This window comes from Pseudomonas sp. LBUM1645 (assembly GCF_059716185.1).
Genome location: NZ_CP166811.1, coordinates 2,500,942 through 2,525,635, shown reverse-complemented (window position 1 = coordinate 2,525,635; position 24,694 = coordinate 2,500,942). Strand labels below are relative to the sequence as shown.

Here is a 24,694-nt window from a genome sequence, read left to right as displayed (position 1 = left end):
CGCAGAACCGGATGGCAAAGCGTTGATCCAGACTACGCCAACGGTTGGTGACTGGTCACACAGTGGATACCGCCGCCACCGGCAGAGATCGCGTCGATGTTGAGCTGTACCACTTCACGGTCCGGGTAGAGTTCGGACAGCAAATCAAAGGCTTTGGAGTCTGCCGCCCTGTCACCAAACTCGGGCGCAATGACCGCCCCGTTGATCACGAAGTAGTTGATGTAACCTGCCGCAAAGTCCGGGTTGTTGCGGCTGAACCTGCTCTTTCGTGGGTTGAGCGGTGGTGACACGGTATGCACCTGCAGCTTGCGGCCATCGGCATCCGTGGCATTTTTAAGAATGTCCAAATGAGCACGCGTGACGCTGTAATCGTATGACTGAGGGTCGTTGTCGAGGTTGGCGATCACAACGCCTGGCTTGACGAAACGGGCGTAGAAATCGACGTGGGCATCCGTGATGTCCTTACCTTTGATCCCCGGCAGCCAAATGATCTTGCGCAAGCCCAAGCGCGCTTTAAGCTCTTGCTCGATCTCGGCCTTGCTCCAATCGGGGTTGCGGTTGGCGTTGATCCAGCTGCTTTCGGTCATGATCCCCGTGCCGTGACCATCCACTTCGATACCACCGCCCTCGCCCACCAACTCACTGCGCATATGTCGGGCTTCCACGGTGCTCGCAACCAGAGCGGCCAGTTGCGCATCCTCGCCATGCTGCTGTTTGTTGCCCCAGCCGTTGAAGTTGAAATCCACGGCGCCGAGCCCGCCGTCCCCATCGATGACAAAGTTGGCGCCGATATCGCGCATCCAGATGTCGTCGAGTTCGGTGGTGACGTAGGTGATGTTAGCCGTGCCGCAGTGTTCTTCGGCCAGCTCCCGTTCACGCTCACGACAGAACACGGTCATCGGTTCATATCGCGCGAGGGTGCGAGCGATCAGGCCAATGGCTGCTTGTACGTCGGGGGTGAAATCCTCCCAGATCGCTTCCTGTGCACCAAAGGCGATGAAGGCCCGCTGATGCTTGTCGCCCTCATCCGGCATACGCCAACTGCCCGGGGTGGCCGCTTGCGCGTGCAGGGGCGTCAGGCCAAGCCCGATAGACGCTGCCACGCCCAAACCGGTGACTACCGATACTTGCTTGATGAACTCACGACGCGTCGACATGTGTTGATCCCTGGAATGTTGGTCTGAAGTCACTTCGCGGTGGCCGTCTTGAACTTGGTCCAGGTGCGCATGCGCGCCCGCATATCGGACTGGGGAATGTCCTTGCCCGCAATCAGCCGTGCGTACGTGGCCTCGTCGAGGTAGATGTCCGGATTGTTGCGCATCGTCGCATCGACGCTCGGCCGCGCCTTGGCGCTGGAGGTTGGGTAGCCGGTGAAATTACTGATGGCTGCCATGTTCTCCGGGCGCATGACGAAGTTGATGAACGCATAGGCGTATTCTGGATGCTTGGCGTCGACGGGGATCGCCATGGTGTCCATCCATACCGTGGTACCTTCGCGCGGAACGTGATACTGGAACGTAGTTTTCTTGCCTGCGGCATCTGCAGCCCGTTGCGCCTGAGTCATATCCCCGCTGTAACCGAGCGACACACACAGGTTGCCGTTGACCAGATCGCTCACCGGTTGCGACTGGAATTTGCGAATGTAGGGGCGCATTTTCATCAGCAGCTCGCTCGCTGCGGTCAGGTCTTCAGGCTTGGCACTGCGGGGGTCCCGGCCGAGGTAGTTGAGCGCTACCGCCAGCACTTCGTCCGGCGAGTCGATCAGGGAGATACCGCAGTCCGCAAACTTGGCGGCCAGTTCCGGCTTGAACAGCATGTCCAGGCTATTCACCGGCGCATCTGGCATGCGCTGTTTAATCTGCTCGGCGTTGTAGGTCAGGCCGATGGTGCCCCACGTGTAAGGTACGGTGGCCTGGCCCGAATGCTCATACTCCCTGCGCAACTTCTGCAAACCGGGCTCGATGTCATCCAGGGCAGTGAGCTTTGACGTGTCCAGCGGTTGCAGGCTGCCGGCGCGCATCAAGCGTTCGGCGACGGTGTCACCCGGGAAGATCAGGTCATAACCGCTGCCGCCGGCGAGCATTTTGGCTTCCAGCGTCTCACTGCCATCCATGACGTCGTAGATCACGTTGATCCCGGTTTCGGCGGTGAATTTGGCCAGCGTGTCCTCGGCAAAATAGTCGGCCCAGTTGTACAGCCTGAGGGTTTTCTCTTCCGCGTGCAGCGCCGGCAAGGCACAGCCCAGCGCCAGGCCCAAGGCGCCGCTCAACAGCTTTTTGATCGTATGCATATCAAACCTCTTGAGTCTTCCAGCGTGCATGGGTGTGGCGACCGTCCTGAGTCAACAGCGCGCCGTACATGTCCGGACGGCGATCGCGGTAAATGCCCCAGCTCAAGCGCTCTTCGGCCATGACCGCCAGGTCCAGGCTGTGCACGAGCACGCCGGTGCTGTCGCGGTCGGCCTCGGCGAGCAACTTGCCCTTGTGATTGCAGATAAAGGACGAGCCGTAGAAGCTCATTTGCAGGGCAGGATCGGTGGTAGCCACCTCGCGACCGATGCGGTTGGCGGCCACCACCGGCAGCAGGTTGGCGGCGGCGTGGCCGCGCATGGTCATCTGCCAGTGGTCACGGGAATCCAGCGTCGCGCAGCCTGGCTCGGAACCGATGGCGGTGGGAAACAGCAAGACTTCCGCGCCCATCAATGCCAGGCAGCGCGCGGTCTCGGGGAACCACTGATCCCAACAGATCCCCACACCTAGGCGCCCGAACGCCGTGTCCCAGACACGAAAACCGGTATCGCCGGGGCTGAAGTATTCCTTCTCCTGATAGCCGATGGCGTTGGGAATGTGGGTCTTGCGATACACGCCCAGCAAGCGCCCATCGGCATCGGCCACACTCAACGAATTGAAGTAGGCATTACCGGCCTTCTCGAACCAGCTCAGCGGCAGCACCACGCCCAACTCTTTGGCCAATGCGGCAAAGCGCTTGAGCACAGGGCTGTATCGATATTCTTCGGCCAGCGCCAGGTGCTTGTGGCTTTGCTCGATGCAGAAATACGGCGTGGCAAACAGCTCTTGCAACAGGATGACCTGGGCGCCTTTGGCCGCGGCCTCGCGCACCAATTGCTCGGCCTGATCGAGGTTGTGTTGCAGGTCCCAGGTGCAGGGCATCTGGGTGGTGGCGATGGTCAGAAGCGTCATGGCATCAGCCCTCCACCGGCCAGGCGGGTTGCTGCTGGGTGATGCAATGCACACCGCCACCGCCATGGGCCAGGTGATTGATCCGCACCGGCACCACTTCGCGCCCAGGGAACGCCTGAGCCAACACTTCGGCCGCCACGTTGTCGGCATCAATGCCGTAGGCCGGCATGATGATGGCGTCGTTGGCGATGTAGAAATTGGTGTAGGAGGCACAGAAAACTTCAGCTTCGGTGTCCACGGCATCGCTGGCTTCATACAGTTCGATCAGCTCGAACCGTCGGCCTTGGGCATCGGTGGCCAGCTCCAGGGCACGACGGTTTTCCCGGGCCACTTCTGCATACACCGAGTGCTGGTCGTGGGTGGCGTCCACCAGCAACACGCCAGGGCGAGCGAACGCGCACACGCCATCGACATGGCCATCGGTCACGTCACCGGTCACGTAATCCGGATCGCCAGGCAGCCAGATTGTCTTCTTCACGCCCAGCAGACGCGTGAAGATTTCCTCCATCTCCGCCTTGTTCATGCCCGGGTTGCGATTGGGGTTGAGCAATACCGATTCGGTGGTGATCAGCGTGCCCTCGCCGTCCACATGGATGGCCCCGCCTTCATTGCTCAGCGCGGTACCAAAGCACTCCATGCCCAAGTGATTGAGTGCGCGACGAGCCAGGCTTTCGTCCAGATCATGGGCCGACTTGCCGCCCCACGCGTTGAAGCGCCAGCTCACCCCGGCCAGGCCGTGTTGCGGATGGCAGACGAAACTCGGACCGGAGTCCCGGCACCAGCTGTCGTTCACCGCCAGTTCGATCAATTCGATGTTCGGCCCACATAACGCCTTGGCGCTGGCGATAGCAGAAGGGTCGACGACCAGTTTCACCGGTTCGAAACGGGCGATGGCGTTGGCCACGCGAGCGAAGTCCTCTTGCACCAGAGGCAATGTCACGCCCCAACCGGACTCCCAGAGTGCTGTGTTGTGCGGCCAGACCATCCAGGTGGCGGCGTGCCTGACCCACTCGGCCGGCATCATCCAACCGCTGTTTTGAATTTGATTCTGCTGCATGACAAGTACCTTTAAGTTAAGTCATTGTGTTCAATGAGAATTGCTTGGGTGTTCCTGGCATGCATGCTACGGCCGTAAAATCGGGCAAACAAACGATGGATTTTGCAGACAAATGATTAGAGGAACTTATCAATATGCTCAAGCACTGGCCGCCACTCAGCACCCTTCGCGGCTTTGAAGCCGCCGCCCGACTGGGCAGTTTCCACAAGGCGGCCGCCGAGTTGCACCTCACCCAATCGGCGATCAGCCAGCAGATCCGCAGCCTTGAGGCGTACCTTGAACAACCCTTGTTCTTTCGCAGTGGACGCAGCGTCAGCCTGACCGATGCCGGTCACGACCTGCTCAGCACCACCCAGGCGTTGCTGCAACAACTGGCCGTCGGCATTCGCCGCCTTGGGCAATACCAGAAACCCAACCAACTGGTGCTCAACACCACCCCGGCATTCGCCCGTCACTGGCTGCTGCCACGCTTGGGGGATTTTCGCCGCGAGCATCCGGACGTTGATCTGTGGATTTTCAGTACCGATGACGTCCCGGACATGACCACCCAGACCATCGACCTCGCAGTGCGCGATGACATCAGTTCCCAAGCCGAGTGCAGCTTCACGGTGCTGCACGCTGACCGCCTCTATCCGGCGTGTCACCCGAACCTGTTGGCGTTGCCACAGGAACAGCGCACCACCCTTCATGGCGAGCGGGAAATGGATTGGAGTCACTGGGCGGTGGAGGCTGGCATCGATGTCGGCCAGAAAGATCAGGGGCTGAATTTCTCCGATCCCGGCCTGCTGCTGGACGCCGCATGCGCGGGGCTCGGTATCGCCCTGGTCAGCCAGTTATTGAGTCGGCAGGCGCGTACCCAAGGATTGTTGCAACCCTTGGTGGAGCAAACCATTCGCGGCCCGAACTGGGCCATGCTGACCCATCGTGACAGTGAGAACAACGCGCTGGCGCGAAGCTTCAGTGAGTGGCTGCTGGGTAACCTGGACTGAGTGAAACCTCACGCTACGGTTCGCGCAGCGCGTGCTTTCGCGTATTTCGAGAGTCCGATCTTGATGCCAACCAGCATGGGGGCGGCGACTACAAAAAGCAGGGCGACAGCGATGAACGCGGTGTCGAAGGCAATCACCGTGGCCTGACCTGACACGACCCGGCCCAAGAGGCTCACCGCTGCCCGGCCAGCGGCCGCTGCATCCATCCCTTTCACGGACAGCATGGCTGTCGTGGTCGTCAGCCGTTCGATGACCGCGGCCCCTCCCGGCGTGACATTGGCGCCGAGGACCACGGCATTGGCGAAGACGTTATGGTCGATCAGTGTCTGGAGTCCTGCGACGCCCATCAGACCACCCAACTGGCGCCCCGTATTGAAGAGGCCTATTCCGCAGGCGAGGTTGCGGCTGTTGAGGTCGCTGAATGCGATCAGCGTGATCGATAGAAACAGGAAGCCAAGGCCCAGACCACGCAACAGGATGGCTGCCATCATGTCGTCCGCGCCGCTTTCGCTGGTCGAACCGGACAGCATCCACATCGCAATCATGATCATCAGGATTCCAAAGGGCACGGTGGCGACCGGCGGTACGCGGCGGACCTGCATGAGATAAGCAGAGATAAGAAGTCCGCCGATAAAAAACCCGCCACTGGGTAACAGGAGCAGGCCGGCATCGGTAGGCGTGAATGCGAGGACCGACAGGGCGAACGCCGGGATCAAAAACGCGCTGCCGAACAAGGCAGCGCCGGCGACAAAACTGACGATAAAGGCGAAGGAAAAATCGCTCGATTTGAACAGAGTGAAGTCGAACAGACCTTGGCCTTTGGCCAACACTTGTTGGCCGAGAAATGCCAGCAGCGCGGCTGTGCCGATCACGCTCAGCCAGACGATGCGAGGCTCTTCGAACCAGTCCCATCGGCTGCCCTGGCTGAGAACGTAAGTGAAGCAGAACAACGTGGCAGAGATCAGCGCGAAGCCGACCCAGTCAAACGGACGGTGCCGGGACTTGGCTGGCATCGGACCGTCTACGATCAGCAGAAATCCGGTCGCCGCCAGGGCCACCGGAACAACGCTGAAGAAAATCCATGTCCAGGATTGGCTATCGATCAACCACCCTTGAAGGGCCGGGGCGAGCGTTGCGGACGCGACAACGGCGCCCATGGCAAACAGGGCTTGCAGGATGGGTTGGAGAGATCGCGCAAAGGCGCGAAATATGATCGCCTGCCCCCCGACCAGCAAGGTGCCGCCAGCGAAGCCCTGAATAATTCGGAGCGCGATCAGCAGGTCCAGCCGAGCCGTAATGGCGGCAATGCCGCATGCCATGCCCATGACCAGGGTTGAGCCGATGATCACATGACGCGGATTAAAACGCGTCAGCAGCCAAGGCGCGGTCATGAACCCGATCAGCTTGAGCGCGATGTAGCCGACATCCAGCCAGGCGAACTCATCAGGCGTTGCATAGGTGTCGCCGATGATGTCGCCGCGTCCGAGCGACAGAACGGTGCTGGCGATCGCTTCCGTCAGCGTGGCAAGCACGATGCCCACCATGAGCAAGACACCGGTCGTAACGCTGGTGTTGCTCCGCATCGCGCTGGCATCCGCGTTCATGATCCCTCCCCGTGCGCCACTTCGACACGGGCGGACAGGCCCGGCACGATGCGGCCCGGCAACGGGTTGTGGACAAGCCGGATCTTCACCGGAACGCGCTGCACGACACGCACAAAGTTGCCCGTCGCGTTGTCGGTGGGGAGCAAGCTGAACGCCGACCCGCTACCCGGTGCAAAGCTGTCGACCACGCCTTCAAGTGCCCCGCTGGGGTAGCCGTCGACCGTGACTCGCACGCGCTGACCGGGGCTGATTTGTTCGAGCTGGGTTTCCTTGAAATTCGCCACAACCCATACGTCGTTGACCGGCACGATATCGAGCAAGGCAACGCCCGTCGTAACAAAGCGGCCGATGCGAACCTGACGGTTACCGACCACGCCATCAACCGGCGCGCGTACCACGGTGCTGTCGAGATCGATCTGGGCGAGATCGCGTGCGGCCTGCGCCTGCGTCACCGCAGCCACGGCAGCTTCGCGCTGCGCCACGAGGACGGCGATGCGTTGCTGTTGCGCCTCGACCGTTGCGGAAGCACCGGACACCGTCGCCTCGGCTCTCAATCGTGCCGCATCGCTTTCATCGACGAGGGCTTGGCTGACCGCGTTGCTGAGAATCAGTTTGCGGCTGCGATCATGGGTTTTGTTCGCCAGATTCATCTCGGCCACGCCCGAGCGTCTCTGGGCTTCGGCCTGTCGAATCAGGGCACGCTGTAGCTGGGTTTCTGCATCGACATGGGTCAGGCGAGCCTGGGCAGCGCTGACATTGGCCACGGCTTGCGCCAGCCGTGCGCGATAGTCCCGATCATCGATACGGAACAGGACGTCACCGGCCCGGACGGTTTGGTTGTCCTCGACCTCGACCGCAGTGACATAGCCGGCAACCTTTGCGGCGAGCGAGGTGACGTCGCCGCGCACATAAGCGTTATCGGTGGAGGTCGCACCGCTCGAAAGCGCCAGGGCCCATCCGCCAGCCAAGACCACCACGGCACCGATGCACAGCAGGATGCCGATATTCTTTCTCTTGCTTTGCCGTGCCACCACGACAGGGCTCTCGGCGCTTGCGCCGGTGGCAATGGCGGCCTTGTCCTGAAGCGAGTTCATGTTGTCTTTTCCTGTTCAATGCCTGGGACTACAGCCACGGGCGGCAGTGGTCTGCCGCCGAGCTGTCGAGCATTCATGAGCGCGTGATCGGCTCACTTTTTGATAGGTGTAACGAGTGTCTTTTCATCGGTGTCGAGGACGAACACGGCCAACAGGCGTGCGGGTTGGGTGTCGCTGGCGTTGGCGCTGACTTCGTGCACGGAGCCCGGCTCCTCTACGAAGTTTTCGCCGACGTTGTAGATCTTTTCCGGCTTCCCTTTGATTTTGATGCGAAACGAGCCCTCCAGCACCGTTGCATAAATGAAGGCCGTTTTCGGATGGGTGTGGGCCGGCGACGCGGCGCCCGGCCCATACTCGACGACTACGCCCTTCATGCTCTTGCCAGGGATGTTGGGGATGGGACGGTCAAACACGACCGTCACCTTGCCGGCGGGCGGCTCAGCGGCCGACACGGCGCTGATCGAGAGCATTGCGAAAGCAGCGGCTAATACGAATCGAGTAACCATGACATTGCTCCTTCATGGGTGGTGAGGTGATGGCGCGAATCGTTACCTGGCCGTCGACTGAGCGAGCCAGTCTTCGAAGCGGATCGCGCCCAGGCGCGGGTTCTTGCCGGGGGTCAGCGATTGATCGTCGAGCACATCGCCGAAGTAGCGCGCGTGCACATCCGGCACGACCTTGCGCGTGTCTCGCGTGGCCCGCAGAAAGCGCCTGACCAGTTCGTCGAGCGGCATGGCCTCGGGACCAGCGACTTCGACCGTACCGTTGACCGGCGATTCGAGCGTGACATCGGCGAGCGCCGTCACCACGTCGTCGGACGCCATCGGCTGGATCAGCGCAGGCGACAGGTGAATCTCCTCGCCGACGGTGGCCGACTGCGCGATGCCGCCGACAAACTCGAAGAACTGCGTAGCACGCAGAATCGTGTAAGGCATGCCGGATGCCTTGATGAGGTTTTCCTGCGCGACCTTGGCCCGGAAATAGCCGTTCTCGGGAAGACGTTCGCTACCGACGACCGACAGGGCAACGTGATGACGAACACCGGCGGCCGCTTCCGCAGCCAGCAGGTTACGACTCGACGTTTCGAAGAAATCGAGGACGGCCTGGTCTTCCCACGACGGCGCGTTCGCCACGTCGACGACGATATCGGCGCCATCCATCGCTTGGGCCAGGCCCTCGCGGGTGATGCTGTTCACGCCCGTACTGGGCGCGGCGGCGAGCACGTCATGGCCGCGCTCGCGGAGGTTCTGCACAAGTTTCGATCCAATGAGGCCGGTGCCTCCGATGACGACGATCTTCATGGGTTCTCTCCGTAAGCTTCTCGACGGCAACCATTGCTGTCGATGTAGAAAGAGAGTGCCTGCACGCGTGAGGGGAGTCCTTGTGCCCGCCTTGAGTTTGCCTTCAGGCAAGCTTGGTTTTTCGTCCAAAGAAGCCGCTTGCTGGACGGTGCAGAGGGTTACGTGCTGCCGTATTATCGGCACCACGTACCAATCGCCAGCTCGGACACGGAGTCGAGGGCGCTCGACCAGGGGATCCGCACCTTGCCATTCGTGTTTGAAGACTACGTACTCGATCAGGAACGCCGGGAACTGACCTTGCGCGGGCAAGTCGTGGCCGTCGGGCCACAGGCCTTCGATCTACTGCTGCAGCTCGTCAACAACCGCGATCGCGTCGTCAGCAAGGACGACCTGCTCAAGGCGGTGTGGAATGGCCGGATCGTCTCGGAATCGACGATCACCAGCCACATCAATGCGGTGCGCAAGGCCATTGGCGATACCGGCGAGGAACAGCGGCTGGTGCGCACGGTCGCTCGCAAGGGCTACCGCTTCGTAGGCGAGATCAAGGTCGGCGAGATCGACGGAGCACGACAGCCTGACGGGCCTGGCATCGGCGAAATTGCGCCCGTGGACCCGAAGCAAACACCTCCCTCCTCGCTCGTCCTCCCGGACAAACCCTCCATTACCGTCCTGCCCTTCCACAACCTGAGCGGCGACCCGGAGCAGGAGTATTTCGCCGACGGCATGGTCGAGGACATCATTGCCGCCCTGTCGCGTATCCGCTGGCTGTTCGTCATCGCCCGCAATTCGAGCTTCACCTACAAGGGCCGTGCGGTGGACATCAAGGGCATCGGCCAGGAGCTCGGCGTGCGCTATGTGCTGGAAGGCAGTGTGCGCAAGTCCGGAAACAAGGTACGCATCACCGGGCAGCTCATCGACGCAACAACCGGGACGCATATCTGGGCGGAGCGCTTTGAAGGCCTGCTCGACGACATCTTCGAGCTGCAGGATCAAATCGCCGAAAGCGTCGTCGGCGCCATCTCGCCGCAGCTGGAACGGGCGGAAATCGAACGCGCCAAGCGCAAACCGACGGAAAGCCTGGACGCTTACGACTACTACCTGCGCGGCATGGCAAAACTGCACAGCGGCACCCGGGAAGCCATCGACGAGGCGCTGCCGTTGTTCTACAAGGCCATCGAGCTCGATCCGGAATTTGCATCGGCCTATGGCATGGCGGCCTGGTGTCACTTCTGGCGCAAGTTGAATGGCTGGATGAGCGATCGGACTCGAGAGATCGCCGAAGGCGTACGGCTTGCGCGGCTGGCGGTGACACTCGGCCGGGATGATGCGGTGGCGCTGACGCGAGGCGGACATGCGCTTGCCCATCTCGCTGGCGATGTCGATGGCGGCATTGCCCTGCTCGACAGGGCACGCCTGCTCAATCCCAACCTCGCCCCTGCCTGGTACCTGGGCGGTATCCTGCGCGCACTGCGCGGTGAAACAGACGAAGCGATCGAGCATTTGAGCCATGCCGTTCGCTTGAGTCCGCTGGATCCGGAAATGTTCCGGATGCAGGTGGGAATGGCGCTCGCGTATTTCTTCGCCGGACGCTTCGACGCCGCTTCGGCCTGGGCGGAGAAGTCGCTGGGGAACCTGCCCACCCTCCTGCCCTCGGTTGCCCTGATGGCGGCCAGTCATGCGCTCACCGGGCAAATGGACAAAGCGAAGCAGGCGATACAGCGCCTGCACGAGCTGGAACCATCGTTGCGCGTCTCCAACCTGAAGGACTGGCTGCCCATCCAACGGCCCGAGGATCTCGCGCAGTTCGCAGATGGACTGCGGCTGGCCGGGTTGCCCGAGTGACCGCGGCCCGATTACAGCGTTAAAATCCGGCTGGTTTTGGTTCACATGTTTGAGGATGACCACGTCATGTCCAGTTTCGACACTTCCTTGCAAGACACCGCCGCGCCTGAAGGCGTTTGTTACGGCTGTGGCAGCAGCAATCCGCACGGGCTTCACATCAAGAGCTCCTGGCATGAGGACGGCGTGCATGTCATGGCCGAACACTTGCCTGATGCCAAGTATTGCGGCTGGCCGGATCTGGTTTACGGCGGGCTGATAGCGATGCTGGTTGATTGCCATTCAAACTGGACGGCGATGGCTTATCACTACCGCACGGAACACCGCGAAGTCGCAAGCCTCCCCCGCATCAATTGCGTCACTGGCAACCTTGGCATCAAGTTCATCAAACCGACACCGATGGGTGTCCCGCTGACCCTGCGCGCGAAAGTCGAAGGTGAAGTCGGACGCAAAACTCGCGTCATCTGCGAGGTCTACGCGGGGGATGTGCTGACGGCTATTGGAGACTCCGTTTTTGTTCGCGTAGATACCGAGCAACTGGCAGCCGTTGCTCATAGTCGGTAGGTAGGTTGCTTCCACCCATCCCTTCTAAACGCGCCCGATTATTCACAATTCGTGCGCAACGCCTTCACTTTAGTGCTCTTGATGCAGAATCTGCGATGAATATGCTGTTCATAGGTTGAACCCGTGATCTCGCATAAGACAGAGAAAGAGCCCACTCCATGAACAGCCCTAGAACGCTCTACCAGAAGCACATCGACAGTCACACTGTTTGTCCTCTCGATGACCAAGGCCATGTGCTTTTGTACATTGACCGACAAGTCGCTAATGAATACACCAGTCCGCAAGCCTTCAGTGGTATGCGTGAAGCCGGCCGCAAAGTCTGGCGCCCAAGTGCAACGCTAGCGGTTGTCGATCACGTTAACCCGACTGCGCCTATTCGCATTGCCACCATGCCGGACGCCGGCGGCGCACAGCAGGTGTCGTACTTCGAAGAAAACTGCCGTGACTTCGGTATTGAACTGTTTGATGTGCTCGACAAGCGCCAGGGTATCGAACACGTCGTGGCTCCCGAGCAAGGCTTTATCCTGCCAGGAATGGTCGTCGCCGCGGGTGACAGTCACACCACGACCTATGGTGCATTAGGCGCATTCGGTTTCGGCATTGGCACCTCTGAAATAGAGCATCTGCTGGCATCGCAGACGCTGGTCTACAAGCGCCTGAAGACCATGCGAGTCACCGTGAACGGGACACTTCGCACAGGCGTGACGTCCAAAGACATCATCATGGCGCTGATTGAAAATATCGGTGCTTCGGGCGCGACGGGCTACGCGATCGAGTTTGCAGGGCCGGCGATCAATGACCTCAGCGTCGAAGCCCGAATGACCATCTGCAACATGGCCGTGGAGGCAGGAGCCAGGGGCGCATTCATGGCGCCAGACGACAAGGTCTTTGCCTATCTGCAACTCAAGCCCCGTGCACCTCAAGGTGAAATGTGGAAGCAGGCAGTCGCTAAATGGAGAGGACTGCATAGCGACGAAGGCGCTCTGTTTGATTGCGAAGTCACGCTCGACGTCGACGCGTTGGAGCCCATGGTCACATGGGGGACCAGCCCTGATCAGGCCGCACCGGTTGGCGGTTATGTGCCGGATCCAGCCACACAGCCAGACCTTATTCTGCGCCAGGGTATGCAACGCGCGTTGGACTACATGGGCCTGAAACCAGGAATGCCACTCAGCGACGTAGTGATCAGTCACGCCTTCATTGGGTCATGCACCAATGCACGAATCGAAGACTTGCGAGATGTAGCCCGAGTTGTGCGCGGCAAGCATGTTGCTCCTCATGTCCGGGCAATGATTGTTCCCGGTTCAACCCTGGTTCGTAACCAGGCTGAAGCAGAGGGGCTTGCGCAAATTTTCCTGGATGCCGGTTTTGAGTGGCGCCAATCAGGTTGCTCGATGTGCCTGGCCATGAATGACGACGTGCTCGCACCCGGTGATCGATGCGCATCCAGCACCAATCGTAATTTCGAAGGACGTCAGGGCGCCGGTGCACGTACTCACTTGATGAGCCCTGCCATGGTTGCCGCTGCTGCGATAACCGGGCATTTGACCGACGTTCGTTCTTTCGCTTTGGAGGCTTGAAGCATGCAACCTTTCGATACAGTGAGTGGCAGCGCCGCCCCGTTCCTGGCTTCCAACATCGACACCGACGTGATCATGCCCAAGCAATTCCTTAAGGGAATTGATCGCAAGGGGTTAGACAGAGGATTGTTTTTCGATCTGAGGTTCCTTGAATCCGGAGAGCCAAACCCAGCGTTCATCCTCAACCAACCGGCGTGGAGCGATGCGGCGTTTTTGGTGGTCGGGCCCAACTTTGGTTGCGGCTCAAGTCGCGAGCACGCCGTTTGGGGTTTGAAGCAGGTGGGTATCCGCGCGCTTATCGGCACCAGTTTTGCCGGCATTTTCTACGACAACTGCCAGCGCAATGGCGTACTTGCCATTCAAGTGTCTGAAGCTCAGCTGAAACAAATTTCGGGCGTTATCAGCAACGCAGAAACAGCGAAGATCCGCGTGAATCTGCCAGAGCAAAAAATCGAGCTAGCTGACGGCGCGGTCATTCCCTTCGAGATCGATCAGTTGCGCAAGCAATCGTTGCTGCTGGGTCTTGATGCCATTGGCACCACGCTTCAACGTGCCGAGCAAATTCGAAGTTTTGAAGCTCAGCACCTGTCGGAAAATCCCTGGCTGTAATAGCAAGGTATGCGTTGGCGGTGGATAGCCCGATTGATCCACCGCCCGTGCATTACTCGACTGATAGATCGCGAAAATACTCTTCGAGAAACTCGACACAAACCCTCAGTTTCGCCGACTGGCTGAGCCTGGTGGGATACACAGCCCATACGTTCGCACTCTGAGTGTATTCGTGAAGCACTTGCACCAGTCGCCCTTGTTCCAGCATCGGTTTGACGTCCCACATCGACCGCAACAAGATCCCGCCGCCACTCAAGGCCCATTCCAGAACGATCTCACCACTGTTAGAGGACAAAGGACCGCTAACGCGCACCGACTCTTCCTGTCCATCCTTTGTCAGGTTCCAGACGCCGAATGCGTTATTGCGCTCTTTCAGCACCAGACAATCATGGTCTTTCAAGTCATCCAGCGAGTGAGGCATGCCTCGTCGCTCCAAGTACTCCGGTGTCGCACACAACACTCGTCGATTACTCACAAGTTTTCGGCCCAGGTGCTGACCCGGCAGGTCATCCCCCACCCGTATTTCCAGGTCGAACCCCTCACCGACGATATCGACGACACGGTCAAATACGTCCAGGCGGATATCAAGTTTTGGGTAGGTCTGCGACAACTTGCAGATGGCCGGCGCTACGTGGTTGCGTCCAAAACCGAAGCTGCTGCAAATATGCAGCGAACCCATGGGTTGGTGCCGCGCCTCGGATATTTCCCCAACAAAATCGTCGAAGTCACCCAGCAACTTCTCTGCCCACATCCGGACTCGCTCACCGTCGTCGGTCAACGCGATACGTCTTGTCGTGCGGTGCAGCAGCTTTGTAGAAAGAGTCGACTCAAGTACCGAAATACGTTTGCTGATGTAGGCAGGTGAATACCCCAGCTCTTCTGCGGCGCTCGCGAAGCCATTTTTTCGAATGACAGTCAGAAAGACTTTCAGGTCTTCCGGCAAGGGAAATTGATCACGTTTCGTGTTCATACGCCTCATAGTTCCGCTATTTATCTCGCTATTTGCGAAGGATAGCATCGAATTACCGAGTGGTAACCAGCGCCTGGTTAACCGTGAGTTCCTGAGTCCTCGATAAAAACAACATGAGGAAATAGCGACATGAACAAGTCTTATGAGCCATCCCTGAAAATCGACGAAGTCCCTGATGCCGGGTTTCGTCAACGCCTGCGTAGCCTGTGTGCTTATGAAATTGGTGTGATCCCGTTACCGATATTTCTCGGCATCGCCGTGATCGTTTATCTGTCGGCTCACTTGGGTTTCTTACCGAAAAACATGATCGGAGGGCTGGCCGTCATCATGACAATGGGCGTGTTCTTCGGCCAACTGGGTTCGCGTCTGCCCATTTTGAAGGACATCGGCGGAGGCGCCATTCTGTGCTTGATGTTGCCATCGATTCTGGTGTTCTACGGCTTCTTCGGGCCCGCCACGATTGACGCTACGAAAATGCTGATGAAGGAAGCCAACTTTTTGTACTTCGTGATTGCTAGCCTGGTCGTCGGCAGCATTCTGGGGATGAGTCGCTTCATCCTGGTCCAAGGCATGATAAGGATGTTCATACCTCTGCTCGTCGGAACCCTGGCTGCCGTGGGCAGTGGACTGATAGTCGGCAAACTCGTCGGCTACAGCTTCCACCACACCTTCTTCTTTATCATTGTGCCGATCATTGGCGGGGGTATCGGTGAAGGGATTCTGCCGCTGTCGCTGGCCTACTCGGCGATCCTCGGTGGCACGCCGGACATCTATGTTGCTCAATTGGCGCCAGCCGCTGTAGTCGGCAACATCGCAGCGATTATCTGCGCTGGCTATCTGGCTCGTCTGGCGGTTAAACGCCCGCATCTGAATGGAGAGGGTTCACTGATTCGCGCCAAAGACGAAAATGACAAATTCCAGGTCAAAGAAGAGAGCTCGGTTATTGATTTCAGAGTGATGGGGGCAGGCGTTTTGGTCATCTGCGCTTTCTTCGTCCTTGGCGGTCTGCTTGAGAAAGTCGTGGGTATTCCTGGCCCTGTCATGATGATTCTGGCAGCCGTACTCTTTAAGTACGTCCGCGTTCTGCCCGAAAAACTGGAAAAAGGCGCAAACACTTTCTATAAGCTGGTTTCCGCCGCCTTCATCTGGCCGGTAATGATCGGCTTGGGCATGCTGTATGTCCCACTTGATAGCGTCGTAAAAGTCTTTTCTATCGGCTATGTACTGGTCTGCGTATCCGTCGTGGTCTCAATGACCGTCGCAGGTTTTTTCATCGGCAACTTGATGAAAATGTACCCCATCGAATCAGCCATCGTGACCTGCTGCCACAGCGGCCTTGGCGGCACCGGGGATGTTGCGATCCTGTCAGCGTCTAATCGTATGTCGCTGATGCCGTTTGCACAGATCTCTACGCGCATTGGCGGTGCTTCGACGGTGATCCTGGCGACTATTCTTTTGCGGATGTTTGCTTAATAGCGAGTCCATAGGACTCATTCCTTAACCCTTCAATTAACACAACGGTGTTCACTTTCCAGTGAACACCTTTTTTTACCCGGCAAAAATGGCATCGAAGAATTCGTCTCGGCGGCACACGGTGTTGCAAGTCGATATAGCATTCGACGCGATTGAAAACCCCGAGCCGAATGTCAGCATGGGGTTGTGGGTTGCGGTCCTTCACGACCGGTTGAATCCACAGCCAAAAGCAGTCATCGGGTGTCTTGGAAAGACCTCGGATACTCGCTTGATTTTCGGTCATGAGGAAGTGCTGCCCACCGATTGCTAACAGGTTAGAAAGTCTTTCGTGTAGTGACGTTACTCTGCATATCCACCGCTGCCAGTTGTGATTGCTGCCCGATATAGCCATTGAACACAGCAACGGACGGGGCGATAGCACTTGAATCTGACCGCCCGTTTGAATCACTCCGTCAGTTGTTAGCTGGCCTTAAAACATTTTTTTACTGCACGACGGGGCAGTCACCAAATGTCCTACCGGAAGCCTCACTGATTATGGCGGCCAGGCGTTTTACATTGTCTTGATGGGCTATCACCAAGTCATCGATAGTGGGGCCGGATGGCGAGCGAAGGGTCGTTCGGCAAGTCACCAACGAGTTAACGGCTTCGCCTGTTGTGCGCAGTCGCCATTTCACGTCGAGCAAGGCGTACTGGTCGGGAATCGAGTCAAAACGCTGCACGTCCAGGCGCACCGACAGTTTGCGCTGGGGCGTGTTGTTGGTCATTTGATCGACCAGCGCACTGCGCAACTCATCCACCAGGCTCGCGGCCCACCATTGGGTTTCCAGAATGGCCAGGCCGCTGTTGCCCTGGCGGATGACAATCTGCGGACGATCGACCTGAGGCGGTACGCTGAGGCCCTCGATCTGAATATCCGCAGCGCTGGTCCTTGAATTGCCGCTCGGTTGGGCCGGCATCAGCGTGTGAAATTGAATCGGATCACTGCGGCAAGCGGTGAGCAGTAACAGCGCGGTAACCAAGGTGATCTTCAGCGGAAAAGCCATGGGGTGTTGCTCCTGTGGTCAGTTGCGCGGTGGCGCCTTCAAATCTATTGGTGCGGCATTGTCGGGACGACCACGAAGCAGCGACTCCGGATGCCGGCCCAGGTAATCCGAGAGTTCACGCAAGGAGCGCGACATGCGCCCGAGTTCATCCAGGGTCTGGGTCAACTGTTCCCGTTGCGGCGAGTCTTCAGCGAGAGTCGAACTGGCCGATTGCAAGGTCTTGCTGACGTCCGCCAGGGTGGTCTGCACACCGGGCAGGGTCTTGGCATTGAATTGTGTCAGGCCTTTGCGCAGTTCGACGAGGTTGCTGTCGAGGTTGCCGGCAATGCGTTCGATTGGCAGCTGGTTGATCTTGTTGACCATGCCTTCCAGTTTTTCCTGCAACTGCTCGAGGCTGCCAGGAATGGTGGGAATAGTGACGGGACGGGCAGTTGGATCAAAAGCGACTTTCTCTGCTTTGGGGTAGAAGTCGAGCGCGATGTAAAGCTGGCCGGTCAATAGATTGCCGCTACGGGCCTGGGCCCGCAGGCCGTTTTCGATGAAGGTGCCCATCAGCCTTATGCCAGCGGTTTCGTCATTGGGGTCATGCTTCAAGACCTTAAGCATTTTGCCGTGGGCCTGGCCGAGGCGTTGTGGGTAGATCACGATGCCGACATTGACCGGAAAACTGCGTTTTTTTGCATCGAAATCCAGATTGACCGACACGACTTTGCCAATTTCCACGCCGAGGAATTCCACTGGTGCATCGATCTTGAGCCCGCGCAATGCCTGATCGAAACGCAGGCTCAAGTACTGCCCCTTACCGTTGGGCGGGGCAAGGGCGGTTTGCTGATCATCGAACAGGTCGAAGGCTTTATCTTCGCTGGCCGACAGATCGTTGGGACTGTATTCCGGCGCGCGAAACGCGATGCCACCCACCAACAACGAAGACAGGGATTCGGTCTTCACCGCAAAACCATTGGCACCGACGCTTACATCGATACCACTGGCGTTCCAGAACCGGGTGTTTTCAGTGACGTAGGCGTCATTAGGCGAATGCACGAAAATTTCGATATTCACCCCTTTGCCCTCCGCATCCAAGGCGTAGGCCACCACTTGGCCGACTGGAATCTTGCGGTAGTAAACCGGAGAACCGATGTCCAGCGAGCCCAAGTCTTGGGTGCGCAGTGTGAAGCGCTTGCCCGGCTCGCCATAGGTAATGGGCGGCGGGTTTTCCAGGCCTGTGAAGTGTTTGGAACGAGCATTGGCCTGGCCGATGTCGGCGCCAATGTAGTCCCCGGACAGCAGGGTATCGATACCCGACACTCCGCCGGCGCCAATACGCGGACGCACGACCCAGAATTGCGAGTCTTCGCGGGTGAAGCTTTCAGCCTGTTTGTCGAGTTTGATCGTGGCGTTGACGCTCTTCTGATCGTCGCTCAGCTTCACTTCCGAGACATGGCCGATGACCACATTGCGGTATTTGACTTCGGTCTTGTTGGCAGTCAGGCCACTGCCGGTCTTGAACGTAATGGTAATCGTCGGCCCTTCCTGCATGAGGCTGTGCACCACCAACGAAATCCCTACCAACACCGCGATGATTGGCACGATCCACACCAGCGAAACGCTGAAACGGCGGGTCTTGATTGGGGCTTGCCCCGGGACTTGCGGCCTGTCAGTGACTTGCAGCGTCATTCGTTTGCTCCTTTTTTTGTGGGTTATCCCAGATCAGACGCGGGTCGAAACTCATGGCAGACAGCATGGTAAATATCACCACCAGACCAAAAAACAGAATGCCTGCGCGCGGTTCGATATCGCCCAGGGCCTGGAATTTCACTAGCGCTGCGACCAGCGCGACAACAATCACGTCGAGCATCGACCAGTAGCCGATCAGTTCGACGAAACGGTAAAGCTTCGAACGTTCCTTGCGCGCCCAAAGGCTGCCGCGTTGCACGGTAACCAGCAGCATCGTCAGGGCGACGAACTTGACGCCTGGCACTGCGATGCTGGCGATGAAGATAATGAGGGCGATGTCCCAGGCGCCGTGCTGCCAGAACTCCAGCACACCGCTCATGATGGTGCTGTCGGACCCGGAGCCGAGCATGGTGGTATTCATCACCGGCAACAGATTGGCCGGGATATAAAACACCAGTGAGGCCAGCAGGTAGGCCCATGTGCGGGTTAATGAATTGGCTTTTCGGGCATGCAGTGGTGCGCTACAGCGTTCGCATTCGTGAGGGTTATCGGTCATGTCGCAGGCCAGGCCGCAGCTATGGCACAAGCACAGGTCGAGCTCGCTGGCGATCGGTGGTGTTTTCATAAGATGTCCCACAGCTCGCGGATATCGCGCCCGGCAATGCGGATCATCATCAAGCTGAGCACAGCTAGCGCAAACAGGCCGATGCCGGGCAGCACATCGAGCAAACCGGCGAGTTTGAACACCGCCACCATTGCCCCCAGAAGACAGACTTCCAGCATGCTCCAGGGCCTGAGGCTTTCCAGCCAGCGCATGCACAGCTTGAACCCCGGCGAACGTCGCTTTACGAGAGCGAAACTCAGGACCCAGACTAATAAAATCAGCTGAAAAATGGGCGCGATGATCATGGCAATCGCGGCCACCAGCGCGATGAAGGTAATGGGGCCCACGCTGAGTGCCAGCACCGAATCCCATAACGTGGCACTGCTCTTCAAACCTTGCAGACTGATGCTCATGACCGGGTAGAAGTTGGCGAAAACCCACAGCACTGCCGCGGTAAAAGTCAGCGCCAGGCGCTGTTCCACCGACAAACCGTTAAAGCGCTGAAGAACGCCATCGCAACGCGAACAATAAGAGGTTTGATAGTTGACGAGCGTAACTTTGTCATACACGCAGTCGCAGTGCTCACAGATGACCAACTGGTCACGATTCGCCATGGATCTTACTCGTCAAAAAGTCGAAGAATACCGAAGGTGAGTCAATATAGAGATGTTGGGGAAATGAGCAAATTTTATTGAGAAAAATGACTAAGCCTGTGAGCCGGTTCAACACAGGCGGCAGAAATTTTGGTATACACCTTGGTGCTCTATTGCCTGATCATTAGAAATCGGGAATAAGAAGTATCTGCTTGCTTTTCATTTCAGGCTGACTGAGCGGCCATTGCCTCGCGACAGTCAAGGAGATTCAAAAAATGAGATTTGCGTTTTTGTTGAGTTCGCTTTGTGTTGTTTCCTTAACGATGACTGGGTGTGCGAGCAAGTTGAGTGAACCTGATGAGTATTCCGGTTTTCTGAAGGACTACAGTCGACTTACCGAAGCTCAGTCTGCATCCGGTCTGCCGGTTATGCGCTGGATTGATCCCAAGCTCGACCTGAATCGTTTCACCAGCTTCTATGTTGAGCCAAGCCAACTTTACCCTAAGCCGCAAGCGACCGAAAAAATACCGCAAAGCACGTTGCAGGGCATCACTTCTTATTATGATCAGGCACTCAAACGTGAACTAGGAAAGTCCTTACCTGTGACGACATCGCCCGGTCCGAAAACGCTTATAGTTCGGCCCGCCATTACTGCAGTTAGTAGCAAAACGCAAGGCTTACAATTTTACGAAGTGCTTCCGATCACCCTGGTAGCAGCGGCCGTCACCACAGCCTCTGGTGTCCGCGATCAAGAAACCCATATCGCGACTGAAGCTGTTTTCCTCGACGGTGCATCGAAGCAGATCGTTGCGCAGGTGGTGCGCAAGGGCATGGGGGCGCCATTGGAAAATGACAGTCAAGTCATGAAAGCAACCGATATGAAAAAAGTGCTTGATGGCTGGGCGAGCGACTTGAACCAGACTTACGTAAAGCTCAAAAGTAATTGATCCAGTTAAAAAAGGGAGGCGAATTTTCGTTGGGTCAGCAGGTTCTTTAGTGGACTGATTCCGCCTCTCGCGAATCCAGGCAACTTTTACGAGTTGCCTGGATGTGTAAGGGGCACGCTGACCAGTACAGAAATTCCTGTTTCCAAGTTAGATCGCTTCTGTATTGCTAACCCGAGCGGTTCGAATAAATAACGCGCGCACCTTCTCCCAGAAATTACCCCCTAGTACGAAGAAACTGCCAATCAACATGGCATCGCCAAGCGCTTGAAGTTGCCAAAGGTTGGGTCTAAGACCAGGCCAAATGCTGTCGATGTAGGGTTCAAGAAATGCGGAAATCAATGGCAAACAGAACATGACGATACCCACTCGGTGACGAACAGGACCTACGTCAAAATCGGCTTTTGGTGCAAGGTTGGAGACGTAACCGAATGCAGTGCGTTTCAGTTGTTGGAACCCTGACTTGCCCAGGATGGCGATGACTAGAATCAGCAGGATTTTGTTACTGATAAACAAGATGCCCGTGAATGCTGCGATCTTGGAACCTGATACCCCGGTCGCTGCAAGGATGGGCACCATCAACCAGGAACCTGCCATTAAACAAATAATCGCAATACCCAATTTGAAACGCCAGCCGGCAGAATGAGGGGTCGCCGTGATCGGTGTGGAATTCATTAATGTTTTACCTTACTTATCATTTTTAGCGGATTTTACAGCGCAGAAGAGTAGCAGCGGGCACGATAAAACGAGCGCCTGATTACGTTTTTTTAGTAGCGCAGATTGATAACTCCACGTGGTGATGGACATTACTACACGCCCCAAACGGGCCGCTATGCACCACTGAACATTTTATGGAAAAAACCAATGCTTTCACGTGCAGCCGTGTTGATACGCCCAAGCCGGTTCCTCTTGGTGGGTGCTCTAGGCCTCAGCGGCTGTGTACGGCTTGGACCGGATTTCCAGGCACCTGGAGAAGCATGGGTCAAACACTGGAGCACCCCTGCCCTCGAGCAATCCAGCCAGCGCAGCCTGAACCCGGACATTCGTCAGTGGTGGCAAGTCTTCGCCGATCCGGTCCTCGATCATTTGATTGCCGAGTCGGATGCACGCAACTCCAGCCTCAAAATCGCCGGCCTGCGCGTTATGGAAGCCCGTGCGCAACTCGGCATTGCTCAAAGTGGTCTTTACCCGCAACTGCAGCAAGCCAGTGCCGACAGTCTTTACTTCAACCGCAGGCAATCCGGTGGGACTAACCCGCAAGACAGCCATTTCTGGCAACACAGCGTGGGGTTCGACGTGGGTTGGGAGCTCGATTTCTGGGGCCGCTTCAGTCGCGCCATCGAGTCGTCCGATGCCAGCTACTTCGCCGCCCAGGCCAACTATGAAGACGTGCTCGTACTGCTGCGCGCGCAAGTGGCCGATACCTATTTTTCGCTGCGCACCACCGAAGCCCGTTTGCGTGTCGCCCGGGAAAACGCCAAACAGCAAAAGCGCAACTTCGAGATCACCGAAAAGCTCTTCAACAGTGGCCAAACTGCCGAGCTCGACCTGCAACAAGCCAGGACCCAATACCTGGGTACGTTGAGCACCATCCCCAATTTTGAAGACCAGTTACAACGGACCCGCAATGCGTTGGCGGTGTTGATTGGTCAACCGCCCGGCGTGCTGCCGCAACTGGTCGAGAACGTGGGATTGATCCCGCTGGTCGACCGTGCAGTGTTGCAAGATGTACCGGCCAACCTGCTCCTGCGTCGACCCGACGTGCGCGCCGCCGAGCTTAATGTCGCCGCCCAGTCAGCGCTGATCGGTGTGGCCGAGAGCGATTTCTATCCGTCGCTGACCTTGCTGGGCAGCATCGTCTGGTCCACCGACACGCTCAGTGGCACGCCCCGGAATCTGGATTTGATCGGCGGCCCCAGCCTGCGCTGGAATCTGTTTGATCACGGCCAGATCAGCAACAACGTGCGCGTGCAGGATGCGCGGTTGCAGCAGTTGATCGAGGCCTACCGCGACAAGGTTCGCCAGGCGGCACGCGAGGCAGACGATGCGGCCTATGGCCTGATCAAATCCCTTGAGCGCGAAGGCATCCTGCGTGAGGCCGAAGTAGCCGCCAAGCGTTCGCTGGTGCTGGCCAGCGCGCAGTATCGCGAAGGTTATTCGGACTTCCAGCGGGTGCTGGATGCGCAGCGTGCCTTGCTCGAACAACAGGACAATTATCTGGTCGCCCGCAGCAATGCCGTCAGTAATGTCATTGCCTTGTACAAAGCCGTGGGCGGTGGCTGGTACAGCGCCCAGCCGAAAGTTGATCCAGCCACCCGCCAGCAAATGGAAAAACGCACCGACTGGGGCGATCTGCTGAAAGAGCCCGCCACTGCACAGCCTGCCATTCCAATGTCTTACAAGGTAAAAGACCAATGAGTGAAACCGCCCCTTCCTCGTCCGAGCCCCCAGTCGCCCAGGCACCCGCTCCGGCTGCCGACCCGGCGAAAAAAAGCATCAAGTGGGTCCTCCTACTGATCCTCCTGAGCCTGACTTGGTACCTGTTGGCGGATCGTTTCACCCCCTACACACAACAGGCCCGGGTGGGTGCCTTTGTGATTCCGGTCGCCTCGGAAGTGGCTGGCCGCGTGATCAGGGTGAACGTGCGTAACAACCAGGACGTCAAGGCCGGCGAAGTCCTTTTCGAGGTGGACCCGCAGCCGTACCAGATTGCCGTCGACCGTGCGCGCGCCGACCTTGAATCGACCCGCCGACAGATCGGTGCGAGCACCGCCGGCATTGCCTCGGCGCAAGCCAACTTGCGGGCTGCCCAGGCCAATGAGCTCAAGGCGCGCCAGGACAATCAGCGTCTTGAAGGTTTGTATCGCGAAGACCCGGGCACCATTTCCGTGCGCCTGCTCGAAGTGTCTCGCGCCAACCGCGAACAGGCTGTGAGTCAGGTCGCCGCTGCCCGCGCCGAAGTGCAGCGCGCGCGTGAGCAGGAAGGTGGCAGCGAGGAAGACAACGCCTTGCTGCGCAGTGCCGCCACGGCGTTGTCCAAAGCCGAACTGGATCTGTCCAATACGCAGATTCGCGCTCGCTCGGCCGGGCTGATTACGGATCTGCGTACTGACGCTGGGCAATTCGCCGCTGCCGGTAGCCCGGTCATGACTCTGATCGCCATTCATGATGTGTGGATCAGCGCGGACATGACCGAGAACAACCTCGGTCTGGTGAAGCTCGACACGCCGGTTTCGATTGTTCTGGATGCTCTGCCGGGGGAAGTATTCGAGGGGCGCGTGCGCAGCGTCGGTTACGGCGTCAGCGTGGGGCAGACACCCGCACCTGGCACCTTGCCCAGCGTGCAGAACAGCCGCGATTGGTTGCGTCCGGCCCAGCGTTTTCCGGTCATTATCGAGTTTTCGCCAGACTCGTTGAACACGTTGCGTGACAGTCGGGGGATCCGTGCCGGTGGGCAGGCCGAAGTCATGGCCTTCCCCACCGAGGGCAATCCGCTGAACCCACTCGGCCGCGTGTTTGTGGGGTTCATGAGCTGGCTGAGCTATGCCTATTAAGG

23 protein-coding genes are annotated in these 24,694 nt (G+C 58.2%); 9 read left to right on the top strand and 14 right to left on the bottom strand.

The features are described 5' to 3' along the window. Window positions 1–32: 32 nt before the first annotated feature. From ACA079_RS11220 to ACA079_RS11205, 4 genes are read right to left on the bottom strand one after another with little or no spacing between them, the layout of a single operon-like run. Window positions 33–1,157 (bottom strand): agmatine deiminase family protein, encoded by a 1,125-nt coding sequence (locus ACA079_RS11220; protein ID WP_497703509.1) that lies wholly within the window; start codon window positions 1,155–1,157, stop codon window positions 33–35. Between the two features lie 29 nt (window positions 1,158–1,186). Further along, a complete protein-coding gene (locus ACA079_RS11215) occupies window positions 1,187–2,290 on the bottom strand; it encodes an extracellular solute-binding protein (protein ID WP_497703508.1) in 1,104 nt (367 codons plus the stop codon). Between the two features lies 1 nt (window position 2,291). Then, entirely contained in the window at window positions 2,292–3,200 is a 909-nt protein-coding gene (aguB, locus tag ACA079_RS11210; protein ID WP_497703507.1) for an N-carbamoylputrescine amidase, read from the bottom strand. A 4-nt stretch (window positions 3,201–3,204) separates the two neighbouring features. After that, window positions 3,205–4,257 (bottom strand): agmatine deiminase family protein, encoded by a 1,053-nt coding sequence (locus tag ACA079_RS11205; RefSeq protein WP_497703506.1) that lies wholly within the window; start codon window positions 4,255–4,257, stop codon window positions 3,205–3,207. A 134-nt stretch (window positions 4,258–4,391) separates the two neighbouring features. On the opposite strand from ACA079_RS11205, the gene ACA079_RS11200 reads away from it, so the two are divergent. After that, window positions 4,392–5,246, top strand: a complete 855-nt coding sequence (locus ACA079_RS11200; protein WP_497703505.1) for a LysR substrate-binding domain-containing protein — start codon at window positions 4,392–4,394, stop codon at window positions 5,244–5,246. An 8-nt stretch (window positions 5,247–5,254) separates the two neighbouring features. On the opposite strand, the gene ACA079_RS11195 is transcribed toward ACA079_RS11200, so the two are convergent. The 4 genes from ACA079_RS11195 to ACA079_RS11180 form a co-directional block, all read right to left on the bottom strand. After that, window positions 5,255–6,850, bottom strand: a complete 1,596-nt coding sequence (locus ACA079_RS11195; RefSeq protein WP_497703504.1) for an MFS transporter — start codon at window positions 6,848–6,850, stop codon at window positions 5,255–5,257. After that, window positions 6,847–7,944, bottom strand: coding sequence for an HlyD family secretion protein (locus ACA079_RS11190; protein ID WP_497703503.1), 1,098 nt, complete (start codon window positions 7,942–7,944; stop codon window positions 6,847–6,849). The genes ACA079_RS11195 and ACA079_RS11190 overlap by 4 nt, the downstream gene beginning before the upstream one ends. A 92-nt stretch (window positions 7,945–8,036) precedes the next feature. Beyond that, the gene (locus ACA079_RS11185; protein ID WP_497703502.1) at window positions 8,037–8,450 is read right to left on the bottom strand and encodes a cupin domain-containing protein; all 414 of its coding nucleotides are present in this window, start codon (window positions 8,448–8,450) and stop codon (window positions 8,037–8,039) included. A gap of 42 nt (window positions 8,451–8,492) precedes the next feature. After that, window positions 8,493–9,245 carry an SDR family oxidoreductase gene (locus ACA079_RS11180; RefSeq protein ID WP_497703501.1) on the bottom strand — a complete coding sequence of 251 codons (753 nt, stop codon included), beginning with the start codon at window positions 9,243–9,245 and terminating at the stop codon, window positions 8,493–8,495. Window positions 9,246–9,488: 243 nt separating this feature from the next. On the opposite strand from ACA079_RS11180, the gene ACA079_RS11175 reads away from it, so the two are divergent. The 4 genes from ACA079_RS11175 to leuD all read left to right on the top strand — a co-directional run bounded on the left by ACA079_RS11175 (window position 9,489) and on the right by leuD (window position 13,837). Continuing rightward, window positions 9,489–11,087 (top strand): winged helix-turn-helix domain-containing protein, encoded by a 1,599-nt coding sequence (locus ACA079_RS11175; protein WP_497704307.1) that lies wholly within the window; start codon window positions 9,489–9,491, stop codon window positions 11,085–11,087. Window positions 11,088–11,153: 66 nt separating this feature from the next. Next, on the top strand, window positions 11,154–11,648 hold the full coding sequence (locus ACA079_RS11170; protein ID WP_497703500.1) for a PaaI family thioesterase: 495 nt from the start codon (window positions 11,154–11,156) through the stop codon (window positions 11,646–11,648). 158 nt (window positions 11,649–11,806) lie between these two features. After that, entirely contained in the window at window positions 11,807–13,228 is a 1,422-nt protein-coding gene (gene leuC, locus ACA079_RS11165; RefSeq protein ID WP_497703499.1) for a 3-isopropylmalate dehydratase large subunit, read from the top strand. A gap of 3 nt (window positions 13,229–13,231) precedes the next feature. Then, entirely contained in the window at window positions 13,232–13,837 is a 606-nt protein-coding gene (gene leuD / locus ACA079_RS11160; protein WP_497703498.1) for a 3-isopropylmalate dehydratase small subunit, read from the top strand. Window positions 13,838–13,889: 52 nt separating this feature from the next. Here the strand turns inward: leuD and ACA079_RS11155 are convergent, their stop codons facing one another. Next, complete coding sequence (locus tag ACA079_RS11155) at window positions 13,890–14,807, bottom strand: LysR substrate-binding domain-containing protein (RefSeq protein WP_497703497.1); 918 nt, start codon at window positions 14,805–14,807, stop codon at window positions 13,890–13,892. Window positions 14,808–14,936: 129 nt separating this feature from the next. Between ACA079_RS11155 and ACA079_RS11150 the strand changes: the two genes are divergently transcribed. Next, window positions 14,937–16,280 (top strand): 2-hydroxycarboxylate transporter family protein, encoded by a 1,344-nt coding sequence (locus tag ACA079_RS11150; protein WP_497703496.1) that lies wholly within the window; start codon window positions 14,937–14,939, stop codon window positions 16,278–16,280. 482 nt (window positions 16,281–16,762) lie between these two features. Here the strand turns inward: ACA079_RS11150 and ACA079_RS11145 are convergent, their stop codons facing one another. Genes ACA079_RS11145 through ACA079_RS11130 form a run of 4 tightly spaced genes read right to left on the bottom strand, consistent with a single transcriptional unit; the run spans window position 16,763 to window position 20,215 of the window. After that, window positions 16,763–17,323 carry a PqiC family protein gene (locus ACA079_RS11145; protein ID WP_497703495.1) on the bottom strand — a complete coding sequence of 187 codons (561 nt, stop codon included), beginning with the start codon at window positions 17,321–17,323 and terminating at the stop codon, window positions 16,763–16,765. A gap of 18 nt (window positions 17,324–17,341) precedes the next feature. Then, window positions 17,342–18,997: a PqiB family protein gene (locus ACA079_RS11140; protein ID WP_497703494.1), complete on the bottom strand. Its 1,656-nt coding sequence runs from the start codon at window positions 18,995–18,997 to the stop codon at window positions 17,342–17,344. Next, window positions 18,978–19,622, bottom strand: a complete 645-nt coding sequence (locus tag ACA079_RS11135) for a paraquat-inducible protein A (RefSeq protein ID WP_497703493.1) — start codon at window positions 19,620–19,622, stop codon at window positions 18,978–18,980. The genes ACA079_RS11140 and ACA079_RS11135 overlap by 20 nt, the downstream gene beginning before the upstream one ends. Continuing rightward, window positions 19,619–20,215, bottom strand: coding sequence for a paraquat-inducible protein A (locus ACA079_RS11130; RefSeq protein WP_497703492.1), 597 nt, complete (start codon window positions 20,213–20,215; stop codon window positions 19,619–19,621). The genes ACA079_RS11135 and ACA079_RS11130 overlap by 4 nt, the downstream gene beginning before the upstream one ends. Window positions 20,216–20,469: 254 nt before the next feature. Between ACA079_RS11130 and ACA079_RS11125 the strand changes: the two genes are divergently transcribed. Beyond that, entirely contained in the window at window positions 20,470–21,141 is a 672-nt protein-coding gene (locus tag ACA079_RS11125) for a DUF3313 domain-containing protein (protein WP_497703491.1), read from the top strand. Window positions 21,142–21,288: 147 nt separating this feature from the next. On the opposite strand, the gene ACA079_RS11120 is transcribed toward ACA079_RS11125, so the two are convergent. Beyond that, a complete protein-coding gene (locus ACA079_RS11120; RefSeq protein ID WP_497703490.1) occupies window positions 21,289–21,813 on the bottom strand; it encodes a transporter suffix domain-containing protein in 525 nt (174 codons plus the stop codon). Window positions 21,814–22,020: 207 nt separating this feature from the next. On the opposite strand from ACA079_RS11120, the gene ACA079_RS11115 reads away from it, so the two are divergent. Together ACA079_RS11115 and ACA079_RS11110 are read left to right on the top strand one after the other, a co-directional pair. Beyond that, complete coding sequence (locus tag ACA079_RS11115; RefSeq protein WP_497704306.1) at window positions 22,021–23,556, top strand: efflux transporter outer membrane subunit; 1,536 nt, start codon at window positions 22,021–22,023, stop codon at window positions 23,554–23,556. After that, window positions 23,553–24,692, top strand: coding sequence for an HlyD family secretion protein (locus ACA079_RS11110; protein WP_497703489.1), 1,140 nt, complete (start codon window positions 23,553–23,555; stop codon window positions 24,690–24,692). Before ACA079_RS11115 ends, ACA079_RS11110 begins: the two co-directional genes overlap by 4 nt. Window positions 24,693–24,694: the final 2 nt, after the last annotated feature.